This is a genomic window from Streptomyces sp. NPDC051207, assembly GCF_040682395.1.
Lineage (GTDB): Bacteria > Actinomycetota > Actinomycetes > Streptomycetales > Streptomycetaceae > Streptomyces.
Genome location: NZ_JBFBAX010000059.1, coordinates 1 through 12641, shown reverse-complemented (window position 1 = coordinate 12641; position 12641 = coordinate 1). Strand labels below are relative to the sequence as shown.

Genomic DNA, 12641 nt, shown 5'->3' with positions numbered 1-12641 from the left:
GATCTCGCGGAGCGGGTCCCCTCCGGGCTGCGCCCGGAGACAGCGAATCCCCGCGCTGCGCGCGGGGATTGCGCTCCCGCTCCGCGCGAGCGCCTGCGGGACGCTGCGCGTCCCGCCCATAGGCCCAGCTGCGCCGGGCCGATGACGCTCCGTCCGCTGCGCTCCCGGAGCACGGGGGGGCTGCGGCCCCCGCAAGGGCGGCCTTCGCTGCGCTCCAGCCACCCAGGCCGCCCCGCTCCGCGAGACGGCCAACGGGCCTACGGCCCGAGCAGCAACAAGCAGGAGCGGTAGCTGGGGGTGGTGACCCTGCATCAGGTGAGGCAGCATGTTGCGTTGGCAGAACCAGCCCACACCCTGCATCAAACTGCACCCCCAGACTAACTCTGGCAACAACACACCCCACCAACCGAATCCGAAAAGCAGCGGACCGGCCAAAACAGGGCACGCCACGACCATTCCTGACCCTGCATCAAAAACACCCGCCAGACCAACACTGGAATCGGTATCCGGCACCACCCGTATTCCGCTGGAATAGCTCAGATTGCAGCGGTGATCTGTGCGCGCAATTCAGGCCCGGAAGGCAATACAACCGTGCCGGTCAGGGCGTATCGCCGGACCATTCCCAGCGGGTCCGCTCGCCGGGCCCGGGATTCAGACCCTGCCGTCTGCCACCAGCTCGTCAACAGCGTCGGTGACAGTGTCATACACCCGCACGATGGTGTCCACCCTGGTCATGTTCAGCCTCCGCTGAACCTTCGGCGGCACGCAGGCCGGGACCAGCACGACACCGGCCTGATCCGCCTGCCGCCAGCCCCACAGCAGTACATTCAGCCCGGCCGAATCGCAGAACGACACCGCCGACAGGTCCAGCACCACCCGCCGCTGTCCGCCGGCCATCTCGTCCAGGAGACGCTCACGGAAGACCGGAGCGGTCACATAGTCCATTTCCGCTGAGCCGCACGATCAGGGACGTTCCGAACACCTTCGCCTGGACTGAAGCCATGGCCGCGCTGACGGCCGCCGAGCAGGAGCACACCCGTCACACCCACGAGGTCGAACTGCTCCGTACGGCCCTGATCGAACACCGACACAGGGTGCAGCAGGCCGCCGAACGGCTGCAGGCAGCCCTGCCCTCGCTTCACGCACACGCTCTGCGGCTGGCAGCCCAGACGGCTCACCCCCAGTCGGCAACGTATGTCAAGGAGATGGAGGACACCGCCGCGACCGCCTTCTCCACCCTCGCCGACCCCGCCACACCGGCGGACCACCGGGAGGCGACGCTGCACGCTCTGCTCAGTAAGCCCCGCGACCGGCCAGCCTTCGCCGGAGATCGCCGACCCGATCGAGGCCCCCTACCCCACCACCGAGGACGCCCGCTACCTGGAGGCACTGCGCGCCGAGCTGGCCCGGGACCCGGACAACCCGGTGCTCGCACTGCTGGACCGGCCCGCGCTCACCACCGCGGTCACCGACGGCCTGGCCGCTGGCGAGAGCGTGCGGACCAGCGCCGAACTGGTACGGGCGCTCGACCTCTGGCTGCGTTCCTACGACGTCCGGACTTCTGTGTCCCAGGCCCCCCCGCCACCGGCGGAGCGGGCGGCGGCGGAACGGTGCCGGCGGCCGTCATGAATGCCGGGACGGACCTGCTGCCGCGTTTTCCGTGTTCAGTCCGAGGGCCCGGTTCGCGCCATTTTCGAGGAGATGCCGCTCGCGGCAGTGTGAGGTACGCCACGATGGCGAGCGAACTCCCGTTCGCATCGGACAACCGGTCAGAAGGAGCGCTCGTGACTCACGCCGTACCCCTTTTACCCGTGGTCGTCGACGACCCGGTCGTCAAGTTCTCCAGCGCCCCGCAGCGCCCGCCCCTGCGGCATCTGGGCAGGCCCTCCCTGCGCACCTCGGTCTCCGGCGCCCGGCGGCGCGCCCGCGGTGAGGCGCCCCGCGTTCTGCTCGTCGTGCCCTCGTACACGCGGGTCGTGGAACCCTCCCCCGAGCGCAGCAGCTTCCGGGCGCTCGGCCTGAACACTTTCGAGGTGATGAAGCGGGCCGGCACCCCGATCGGGCTTCTGCGCATCGCGGCCAACGCCCGCCTCGCCGGCTTCGACGTCCGCATCGTCGACTCGCCCTTCGCCGGCTGGGAGCAGGAACGCCGGCTCGTCGACCTCGGCGGCGGCAGCAGCCTGGTCCGGTACGGCCTCGACGACTCTCAACTGCGTGCGGTCATTGAGGAGTTCGAGCCTGACGTCGTCGGCATCCAGTGCATCTACACGGTCCAGTGGGGCAACGCGCGCGCCCTGGCCGACCTGGTCAAGGACATCGACCCGGCGATCGTGACGGTCACGGGCGGCGCCCATCCCAGCGGAGACTGGCAGTTCGCCGTACCGGACTCCCCCTTCGACCACGTCGTCATCAACGAGGCCGACCAGACCTTCACCGCGCTGCTGCAGGCGCTGACCGAGGAGGGCGGCGACATCGACGCGGTGCCCGGCGTCGCCTACCGGCGGGCCGACCTCGCCGTGGTGCGGACCACCGCCAAGTCGCCGTACATGCGCATTCTGCCGAAGCGGCAGGGGCTGGACCAGCGGCTCGGCATGATGCCGCTGCCCGACTTCGGGATGCTGGACATGCGCCAGTACGAGCAGGCGTACCACTCGTCGGGAAAGCGGGTGCGCGACCACGGCTCCTGGGCGCAGATCTTCTCGACCATCGGCTGCAACGTGGGTTGCGACTTCTGCTACATCCCGATGGTGAACGGCCCTTGGCGGGCGCTCGGCCTGGACTGGTTCGACCTGCACCTCGCCGAGATTACCAAGCAGGGGGTGACCGAGGTACTCATCGAGGACGACCATCTGCTGCACGACCCGCTGTACGCGATGCGCGTCTTCGAACTGCTGCGCAAGCACGACCTGCCGTGGGTGGAGGAGGGCGGCCTGAGCCTGTTCAATCTCGTCCTGCTGCACTTGGGCGAGGAGTTCGCCAACGGCATGGACGACGCCGAGCGGCGCAACCCCAACTTCCGCAATGTCCTCTCCGCAATGCGTTCCGGACTGACCTGCCGCGATCTGATCAGGGCGATGGCCGACGGTGGCTGCTACAGCGTCTACCTCGCCGTGGAGAGCGCCAACGAGGACAGCCTCGAGCAGTCCGGCAAGCCCCGTCTCAACGCCTTCCAGGCGGCCACCGGCGAGATCGTGGAGATGTTCACGGAGTACGGTATCCAGGTCACCGGGGGTTTCATGCTCGGCTTCGTCAACCCGCCCGAGCGGCCCGGGGGCGAACCGTACATCGAGTCGCTGGAGCAGATCGAGAAGACCATCGACTACGCGGTCACGCTCATGGGCCACGGGATGGCGTACGCCAACCCCTTCATCGTCACCCCGCTTCCGGGCACCAAGATGTGGGACTTCCAGAAGGACTACGTCGTACGCCACTACGACAACGGCTGGTCGCACGAGAAGGCGACTATGGCGACGGAGAAGTGGAGCGCGGAGGACATCGAACGCATGCGGCTGGAACTGCTGGTGCGCGCGAACGGCGCCGACAAGGTGACCGAAATGGTCCGCCGCGGGACCTGGCCCGTGGACGCCTGACGGGTTCGTGACGCGGTGGCGACCGGCTCAGCCCCGGCGGCGCGCCGCACGCAGCGCGTCCGCCGAGGCAAGCATGGCGCCACCGGTGATCAGCACGCAGGCGGCGGCGACGGGCCAGCTCGCATCGGCCCGTCCCGTCGCGATCAACAGGGCGGTGGACAGCAGCGGGGCGAAGTACGACAACGTGCCCAGGAGCCGGATGTCGCCGTGCTTGGTGCCGTGGTCCCAGATGTAGAACGCTCCGCCGACCGGCCCGAGGCCCAGCGCGAGCACCGCGAGCCACTGGCCGCCGTCGGGCCGGACCGTGTCCTCGAACAGCAGATGACAGACGGCCGCGAGCACCGCGGTGGCCAGGCAGAAGAACGCCACCATGTCCGTCGGGACCTTCGGATACCGCCGGTTGGCCACGGAGTACGCCGACCACACCACCGCGCAGACGGCGGCTGCCGCGTACCCGAGCAGGTGCTCCCCACGGAACTGGACGCCCTGCCCGCCCGTGACCAGCAGGAAGGTACCGCCGAGCCCCAGCACCGCGCCCGCCGCGTGCCACCAGCGCAGCCGTTCACCCGGCAGCAGTGCGGAGAACACGACGATCAGCAGCGGCCACAGGTAGGCGATGAGACCGGCGTCGACCGCGGGGGCGTTGCGCAGGGCCACGAAGTAGAAGAAGTGGTAGCCGAACAGGCCGCCGACGCCGAGCGCCCAGGCCCCGCGGGGTACCGCGCGGACGAGCGCCCCGCCGCCGCGCAGCGCCCGGGGCAGTCCGAGGACGCCGCCCACCGCGAACGCCATCGCGGTGAGCTGGAACGGCGGTATCCGCCCGGTCAGCGTGGTGAACAGGGCCAGCGACGCCCACAGCAGCACGGCCCCGGCGCCGATCGCGGTGGCCGTGAGCTGGTGCGCCGGATGCGTCGCGGCGTCGTGCTCCTCCCCCGGCGCCACGGCCCCGGCTCGCGCGTCCCGAGCGTCCACATGCCCTCCAGCCCACCGCCGACGTATGACGGCCCGTCAACCTGCGACCACACAGGGACATCGTAGGGAGGCGCGTCGCGCGGACCCGCGCTTTCCGGTCAGCGGGCAGGATCAGCAGGGCGGCCGGCCGGGCCCCCTCCGTCGGCGGTCGACCCGTCGGCCGGGCGCCGACCAAGGGCGGCCGGCCGGCATCCGCACGGGGTGGCGGGCGGGTGCGCAGCCACGCCCGCCGCCGCTCGGCCAGAGGGAGGCCGACCGCGGCGTCCGCCGCGGTGGGCTCGAGATCGCCCGGGCCAGGAGCGGCCCAGGAAGGCGGCCGTCCTCCCGAAGGTGGTTCCAGCTCAGCTCTCCCACTGCTACGCCCGGGCCGGGGCCGACCTGCGGCCACGGGAACATGACCGGTCAGCACCGGCACCGAGTCATCGAGGATGCGGCTGTTCCCGATGTGACGACGGTGCAGTTCACCGGGGCGAGCCCACCCTGCATCCGGACTTCACCGGCCTGGTGGAGTACGGGGTGCGGGCCGGGCCGAGGGTGTGGGTCCACTCCCACCTGTTCGGTGTACGTGACGGGCACTGGCGTCTCCACGAGGCCCGCGGGTGAGCATCGCCACCCGTATTGCGGCGATGAGGCGGGCGGGCATGACGCGAACCCCAGGGGCGCACAGTCACTTGTTTCGCGGAGTCCGGCGACCGCGTTCTTCGATCGACTGCACGATGGCGTATGCGGTTCCGGTGAACCTCTCGACCTGCTCCGCCGTCAGGCTCAGGCACGCGGGCCTGACCGGAAGCAGCTCGGGCAGCCGGTCGCACAGCCGCTCCAGCGCCGCCCGGTCCGCGGCGTCGAGCGCCTCTCGGACACGTGGCTCACCGGGCCAGCGCAGCAGACGGTGCTGGGCGAAGAACTCGCACCCGTCGTCCGCCCAGGTGTTGACCTGCCGGCGACGGCCCAGCCAGTTGTCCCGGTGCCAGCCGAACCGGGGGTACCGCGTGGTGGTGTGCAGGTGGGCGAGCGCATGAGCGAGCTGCTCCCAGAAGGTCTCGGTCTCCTCCCGGGGCCGCAGCACGGACAGCACCAGCAGGTCGCGGACCGCGAGGACGATTTCGGACGTGGCGATGCCGCCCGCCTCGCGCAGCACGGTGAGCCCTTCGGCCTCCGCGGCGAAGACGTCGTCCGACGGTGGCTCGCCCAACGCCTTGACGAACACCGACGCGCCGTCGACGCGCTGCGCGAGCCCCGCGGTCGCGGCGAGGCCTCCGGCGGCCTGCTCGACCGCGACGACGTCCGTCAGGTCCGCCGCGTGGAGGCGCTCGAGCAGGAAGGATCTCGACTCTGTCACGGATGCGCTCCCCTTTCGTTCGTCATTACGAACAACGGCCGCTATCTCGGTAACGATTGCACAACTTGCGAAAACTTATGGTTGCCCTTGATTCATTTTCGACGGTAGACCTGCTCCCACTTCGCGGATGGCCCATCAGTTTGCGCAAAACATGAGCAGTTAGATCACTGGCGACACATCAGGGAGCTTCACGATGACGAGGAAGACCCGCAGCGCGACGGCTGCCGCGATCGGTGTGTGCATCGCACTCGCCGCTGCCGGCTGCGCCGGTGGCGACACAGGCGGCGGTGCGTCCGGTGGCCGGGGCACGGTGACCCTCTGGACGAACGCGATGGAAGGGCGCGGGGTGCAGTTCTGGAGGGACGCCGCGAAGGCGTACCAGGCCCTGCACCCGGACGTCACGATCAAGATTCAGTCGGTCCAGAACGAGGACCTCGACGGCAAGCTGCAGAACGCGCTCAACTCGAACTCCGCGCCCGACATCTTCCTCCAGCGCGGTGGCGGCAAGATGCAGGCCATGGTCGACGCCGGCCAGATCCAGGCACTGGAGCTGACCGACACCGACAGGGCGAACGTGGGCGAGGCGGCCCTCGAAGGCGTTTCGATCGACGGCAAGGTCTACGCGATGCCGCTCGACACGCAGCCCGAGGGCATCTACTACAGCAAGGACCTGTTCAAGAAGGCCGGCATCGCCTCGCCGCCGACGACGATGGACGAGCTCGAGGACGCCGTCGCGAAACTGAAGGCGATCAAGGTTGCGCCGATCGCGGTCGGCGCCAAGGACGCCTGGCCGGCCGCGCACTGGTACTACAACTTCGCTCTGCGCGAGTGCAGCCAGGAGACCATGCAGGAGGCCGCCAAGTCGCTCGCGTTCGACGACCCGTGCTGGACCAAGGCCGGCGAGGACCTCGCCGGTCTCCTGGGGACCGAACCCTTCCAGAAGGGTTTCCTGACGGCGACGTCGCAGCAGGGCGCCGGGTCCTCGGCGGGCCTGATCGCCAACCACAAGGCGGCCATGGAGCTCATGGGCAACTGGAACCCCGGTGTGATCGCCGATCTGACCCCGGACAAAAAGCCGCTGCCCGACCTGGGCTGGTTCCCCTTCCCCGGCGTGCCCGGCGGCAAGGGCGACCCGAGCGCCATCATGGGCGGCGCCGGCGGATACTCGCTCTCCAAGAACGCGCCGAAAGAGGCCCTGGGTTTCCTCCAGTTCGTCGTGACCAAGGAGCAGCAGGAGGCCTACGCCGAGGACTTCGACACCATTCCGGTGAACAAGCAGGCCCAGGGGGTTGTCACCGAGCCCTACAACATCTCGGCCCTGCAGGCCTTCAACAAGGCCGCCTACTCGATGCAGTTCCTCGACACCGTGTACGGCCAGAACGTCGGCAATGCCATGAACATCGCCGTCGTGAACCTGCTGGCCGGAAAGGGCTCCGCCGCCGACATCGTCAAGGACGTCAGGGCTGCCGCCGAGAAGGGCTGAGCAAACAGACATGAGCGACACCCTGGGTACCGACACGGCCGAAGGCCGCACGTCGCAGGGCACGTCCGGAGCCGGGGACGCGGCCACGGCCGTACCCCCGGCTCCGCTGCGGGCGGCCACGCATCGCCGAGGCCGTGCCAGGACGCGACTGGAGATCGCGGTCCTGTCCGCGCCGGCGATCATCACGTTCCTCGCGTTCGTGATCTTTCCGGTGGCACTCGCCGCCTACTACGGCTTCTACCAGTGGAAGGGCTACGGAGAGCCCACCGACTGGGTCGGCCTGAACAACTACGAGCTGATTCTCACCGACCCAGCGTTCCACGACGTCCTGTGGCACAACGGCCTGATCCTGGTGCTCTCACTGGTCATCCAGGGTCCGCTGGCCATCGTCCTCGCGCTCCTGCTCAACCGGAAGATTCGCGGCCGCTCGGCCATCCGCGTCCTGGTCTTCGTGCCCTACATCATCTCCGAGATCATCGTCGGCACCGGCTGGAGCCTGATGCTCCAGAGCAACGGAGCCGTCAACGACCTGCTGCACCGGATCGGCCTGGGCTCCCTGGAAGCCGACTGGATCGCCGACCCGGACCTGGCCATCTGGACGCTGCTGGCCATCATCACGTGGAAGTACATCGGCTTCGCGGTGATCCTGATGCTCGCCGGCCTGCAGTCGATCCCCGAGGAGATCTTCGAGGCCGCGCAGATCGACGGCGCCTCCTACTGGCAGATCCAGCGCCGCATCACGCTGCCGCTGCTGGGGCCGACGATCCGTATCTGGGCCTTCCTGTCGATCATCGGCTCGCTGCAGTTGTTCGACCTCGTCTACATCATCTGGGGCCAGTACGTCTCGGGCACCGCGGGCACCTCGACCATGGCGATCTACATGCTCGCCCAGGGCCGCAACGCGGGCAACTACGGCTACGGCAGCGCCGTCGCGGTCGTGATGTTCGTGATCTCGCTCGTCGTCGCGCTGATCTACCAGCGCTTCGTCCTGCGCCGCGACCTAAAGGGCGCCGTCACCGAAGGGACCGTGTGATGAGCGCGAAGACCACCACCTCCCGGACGCCTGTCACCTACTTCGTCGCACTGCTCTTCGTCGGTGTCTGCGTCGCACCGGTGCTCTACATCGTGCTCGGCGGATTCCGCACCAACTCGCAGATCACCAGGGACCCGGCCGCCCTGCCGCGCCCCTGGGTGGCCGGCAACTACACCGGCATCCTGAAGTCGACGGTGTTCTGGGGCGAGTTCGCCAACTCCCTCATCGTCGCGACCGCCAGCACCGTCGGCATCGTCGCCCTCGGTCTGATGGTGAGCTTCGTGATCGCACGCTACGACTTCAGGTTCAAGGGCGCGATGTACTCCCTGTTCGCCGCGGGTCTGATGTTTCCGATGGTCATCGCGATCACTCCGCTGTACCTCGTCATCAAGGACCTCGGCCTGGTCGACAACCTGCTCGGCGTGATCGTCCCGCAGATCGCCTTCGGTCTGCCGACGACCGTCATCATCCTCGTGCCGTTCCTCAGGGCCATCCCGAACGAGATCGAGGAGGCCGCCGCGATCGACGGCATGAGCCGACTCGGGTTCTTCTTCCGCATGGTAGTGCCGCTGTCGCTGCCCGGTGTGGTCACCGTCGGCATCCTGGGCTTCGTCGGCAGCTGGAACAACTACCTCCTGCCCCTGTACGTCCTCACCTCGCAGGCGAACTACACCCTGCCGCTCGGCGTCCAGGTGTTCTCCTCGCAGTACTCCACGGACACCGCGAAGGTTCTCGCCTTCACCTCACTCGCCATGCTGCCCGCGCTGGTCTTCTTCTCGGTCTTCGAGAAGCGCATCGTCGGCGGCCTCACCGGCGCGGTGAAGGGGTGACAGGTGGCGACGACCGCACTGTGAGGAGACCGGCCGGTGACGCCTGCGCGCGTCACCGGCCCGACGCCGCCGGCGCCGGGGCGGGTCCGGTGGAGGCGCGGACGACCAGTTCGGTGGCCAGCTTCATGCGGCCGGCCGGCCGGGCACCGCCGTCCTCGCCCCGGGAGAACTCGATCAGGAGCTTGACCGCCGCGGCGCCCAGCTCGGTGCTGGGCTGTCTGACGGTCGTCAGCCCCGGGGTGATGTACTGCGCCTCGGGCAGGTCGTCGAAGCCGATGACACTGATGTCCTGGGGAACCCGCAGGCCCCGTGCGCTCAATGCGTCGTAGACGCCGAGTGCCATGGAGTCCGCGCAGGCGAAGATGCCCGTGATCCCCGGGTCGCCGTCGAGCAGGGTGTGGGTGGCGGTCGTCGCCTTGGCACGGTTCCAGCCGCCGTGGGCCACCGACACCGCGGCACCGCCGGCGGTCGCCGTGTCGGCCGCCGCCCGGAAACCGTCGACGCGGGCCCGGCTGAAGAGATGGCGGGCATGGCCGGCGACCACCCCCATCCGCACATGGCCGAGGGACAGAAGGTGCTCGGCGGCCATACGGCCGCCTTCCCAGTTCGCCACGCCGACGCTCGCCACCCCTGACGGCGGTGTGCTCATCGGGTCGATCAGCACCACGGGGACACCCGCGGCGAAAAGCGCCCCGAACTGCGCCGAGGCGGGATCGACCAGCGTCCCGATCACGCCGAGGGTGCGCCGTCTCAGAACCCTCGACACCCAGTCGCTGTGCGGGTCGGCGAGCGTCAGGCCGACATCGAGCCCCGCAGCCGCCGCCTCTCGCCCGACCCCCGCTATCAGCAGGTTCGCCCACGACCCTTCGAAGTGGGTCACTACCAGGTCGAGCATGTGGGACCAGCCGTTCTCGTCCCGCGCGGCCTCGCCCTTGGACCCGGCCCGGCGGGTGTAGCCGACGGCCCGCACGGCTTCCATGACCCTCGCGCGCGTCTGCGCCGAGACGTCGGTTCCGCCTCGCAGCACCTTGGACACAGTGGGCACGCTCGTACCGGCGGTCTTGGCCACCAACGACAGTGTGGGGCGCGATCCGGCTGGTCGGGGTGGCATGGGGGACAGATTAGCCCAACCGGCACGGAGGCCTTCCCGGATCCGGGGAGGCCCCTCGACCGGGATTCGGGCCGGCTGCGGGCGGGTTCCCTCGGGGCGAGGCACCCGCGCGTACCCCAGGCGTCACACACGAGGCGCCGGGGCGTACTCGAACCAGTCGAAGGCGACCGTGCCCTCGGTGGCGTACATGCCGATCACCCGGCCGGTGAAGCCGCAGGTGACCTCGGTGGACAGGTAGCGCCCGTCCAGTTCGGCGAGCGGCCGGGCGTCCGGGGCGCCGGGATCGCCGAGCCAGAAGGCGATGGTGTCGGGGCCCGTGGCCCAGCCGTCGATGAGTTCGGGCGACGCGGGCACGAGCCCCGAGGTCCGGATCGTCACGGTGAGGGGCAGCGGCCCGGCCGGAACCGGCAGGCGGGCCACGGTCTGGCGCAGCGGCCCGATCCGGGCGACGACGGCGATCTCACCCTCCCCCGCCTCCACCTCGTAGTGGTGGGCCTCGTCCAGGCGCACGCAGAGACCGCCGCGTCCCGTGCCCGGGTCGATCAGGGCGGTGACGCGGCAGTCGTGGTGCTGCTGGCGGCGGCCGACGAAGGTGTACCCGGGGCGGTCGAGGGTGGGGCCGGTGGCCTTGAGGACCAGCCGCCCGGGGCGCTCGGTGAGCGACCAGGAGCCCTCCGGGCGGGCGAACGGCGAGATCCAGTGCGGCGCGAGAGCAGGACCGTCGAAGTCGTCGCGGGCGGGCGGGGCCGGAACGGGGTGCCAGGCACCGCCCGGGGCCGGGTGGCTCTCGGGGACGGGCGCGACGACGGGCCAGCCGTCCTCGTCCCACTCCACGGGGGTCAGGAACGTCTCGCGGCCGAGCACGTGCACGTCGGGCGTGAAGCCGCGGGGGCGGACGCCGAGCAGCACCATCCACCAGCTGCCGTCGGGGGCCTCCACCAGGTCGGCGTGGCCGGTGTTCTGGATGGAGCGGTCGGTACCGCTGTGGGACAGCAGGGGGTTGGCGGGTGCGCCCTCCCAGGGGCCGCGCGGCGAGCGGCTGCGGGCGATGGACACGCTGTGGCCGCGTTCCGTGCCGCCTTCCGCGATCAGCAGGTACCACCAGGCGCCGATGCGGTGGAGGTGCGGCGCCTCGGGATACTTGAGACCGCTGCCCGACCAGGTGGGGAAGGGCCCCTCCAGCACCTCGCCCTTGACCGGGTCGATCCTGGCCATGTTGATGCCCCCTGCGGGACCGGAGAAGGCGCACCAGCAGGTGCCGTCCTCCTCCCACGCCAGGTCGGGATCGATCCCGGCCAGGTCGATCCACACCGGGTCGCTCCACGGCCCCTCGGGCCGCTCGGCGGAGACGACGAAGTTGCCGCCGCCGTCGACATTGGTGGTGATGACCCAGTAGCGGCCGTCGTGGTGACGGATCGTGGGGGCGTAGAGGCCTCCGGACGCCCTGGCGCCGGGGAGGGGCAGCGGCAGTTGCCCGGGCCGGTCGAGCACGTTGCCGATCTGCTCCCAGTGCACGAGGTCCTTGCTGTGGAAGAGCGGAAGCCCGGGAAAGTACTCGAAGCTGGAGCACACCAGGTAGTAGTCGTCCCCGACCCGGCACACGCTCGGATCGGGGTGGAACCCGCTGATCACAGGGTTGTCGTAGATGTGCACGGAAATGTCCTCCCCTCGGGCGGGGTGGAGCCAGGATGGTCCTGGCTCCACCCGAGGTGCCGGGCGCCCTCTGTGACAGGCCTCGTCAGGTACGGGTCCAGCGCTGGTTGCTGCCGTTCGAGCAGGAGTAGAGCTGGATCAGGGTGCCGTTGGCCGTGCCGGCTCCGACGGCGTCGAGGCAGAGGCCGGACTGGACGCCGACGATGGAACCGTCGGAGTTCAGGCGCCACTTCTGGTTGTTGCCGCCCCAGCAGCTGTAGATCTGGACCTTGGCGCCGTTGCCGGTGCCGGCCGCGTCCAGGCACTTGTTGCCGTAGACCCTGAGCTCGCCGGCGTCGGTGGCCGTCCACTGCTGGTTGGTGCCGCCGGTGCAGTCCCACAGCCGGACCTGGGTGCCGTCGGTGGTGCTGGAGTTGGGCACGTCCAGGCAGCGGCCCGAGGCCACGCCCTTGATCTGTCCCGAACCCGTGGGGGGCTGCGTGGGAGGCGTGGTGGAACCGCCGTTGAGTGCGTTGAGGACGGCGGTGTAGGCGGACTTCTTGCTGCCGTCGTTGTTGAACAGCAGCGGCGTGTGCTCCGGCCGCCAGGAGTCGGTGTCGCGCACGCCCCAGACGGTGATGCCGAGGCAGC

Annotated in this window: 11 protein-coding genes; 5 read left to right on the top strand and 6 right to left on the bottom strand. The window is 69.7% G+C overall.

Annotated features, from left to right (window positions below; all coding sequences use genetic code 11):
- Positions 1-651: 651 nt before the first annotated feature.
- Entirely contained in the window at positions 652-945 is a 294-nt protein-coding gene (locus AB0M97_RS30275) for an STAS domain-containing protein (protein ID WP_365964180.1), read from the bottom strand.
- Between the two features lie 249 nt (positions 946-1194).
- Here AB0M97_RS30275 and AB0M97_RS30270 point away from each other — a divergent pair, with 249 nt between their 5' ends.
- Together AB0M97_RS30270 and AB0M97_RS30265 are read left to right on the top strand one after the other, a co-directional pair.
- Entirely contained in the window at positions 1195-1629 is a 435-nt protein-coding gene (locus tag AB0M97_RS30270) for a hypothetical protein (RefSeq protein WP_365964179.1), read from the top strand.
- Between the two features lie 155 nt (positions 1630-1784).
- Positions 1785-3590, top strand: a complete 1806-nt coding sequence (locus AB0M97_RS30265) for a radical SAM protein (RefSeq protein WP_365964178.1) — start codon at positions 1785-1787, stop codon at positions 3588-3590.
- A gap of 27 nt (positions 3591-3617) precedes the next feature.
- Here the strand turns inward: AB0M97_RS30265 and AB0M97_RS30260 are convergent, their stop codons facing one another.
- The gene (locus AB0M97_RS30260; RefSeq protein WP_365964177.1) at positions 3618-4562 is read right to left on the bottom strand and encodes an EamA family transporter; all 945 of its coding nucleotides are present in this window, start codon (positions 4560-4562) and stop codon (positions 3618-3620) included.
- A 667-nt stretch (positions 4563-5229) separates the two neighbouring features.
- Positions 5230-5901, bottom strand: a complete 672-nt coding sequence (locus AB0M97_RS30255; protein ID WP_365964176.1) for a fructosamine kinase family protein — start codon at positions 5899-5901, stop codon at positions 5230-5232.
- Positions 5902-6094: 193 nt separating this feature from the next.
- Between AB0M97_RS30255 and AB0M97_RS30250 the strand changes: the two genes are divergently transcribed.
- Genes AB0M97_RS30250 through AB0M97_RS30240 form a run of 3 tightly spaced genes read left to right on the top strand, consistent with a single transcriptional unit; the run spans position 6095 to position 9247 of the window.
- Entirely contained in the window at positions 6095-7384 is a 1290-nt protein-coding gene (locus AB0M97_RS30250; protein ID WP_365964175.1) for an extracellular solute-binding protein, read from the top strand.
- A 10-nt stretch (positions 7385-7394) separates the two neighbouring features.
- Positions 7395-8417 carry a sugar ABC transporter permease gene (locus AB0M97_RS30245; RefSeq protein WP_365964174.1) on the top strand — a complete coding sequence of 341 codons (1023 nt, stop codon included), beginning with the start codon at positions 7395-7397 and terminating at the stop codon, positions 8415-8417.
- Positions 8417-9247: a carbohydrate ABC transporter permease gene (locus tag AB0M97_RS30240; protein ID WP_365964173.1), complete on the top strand. Its 831-nt coding sequence runs from the start codon at positions 8417-8419 to the stop codon at positions 9245-9247. Before AB0M97_RS30245 ends, AB0M97_RS30240 begins: the two co-directional genes overlap by 1 nt.
- Positions 9248-9299: 52 nt before the next feature.
- On the opposite strand, the gene AB0M97_RS30235 is transcribed toward AB0M97_RS30240, so the two are convergent.
- The 3 genes from AB0M97_RS30235 to AB0M97_RS30225 form a co-directional block, all read right to left on the bottom strand.
- The gene (locus tag AB0M97_RS30235) at positions 9300-10316 is read right to left on the bottom strand and encodes a LacI family DNA-binding transcriptional regulator (protein WP_365964172.1); all 1017 of its coding nucleotides are present in this window, start codon (positions 10314-10316) and stop codon (positions 9300-9302) included.
- 165 nt (positions 10317-10481) lie between these two features.
- Complete coding sequence (locus tag AB0M97_RS30230; RefSeq protein ID WP_365964171.1) at positions 10482-12011, bottom strand: glycoside hydrolase family 43 protein; 1530 nt, start codon at positions 12009-12011, stop codon at positions 10482-10484.
- 85 nt (positions 12012-12096) lie between these two features.
- A partial coding sequence (locus AB0M97_RS30225) for a ricin-type beta-trefoil lectin domain protein (protein ID WP_365964170.1) occupies positions 12097-12641 on the bottom strand: 545 nt, incomplete at its 5' end.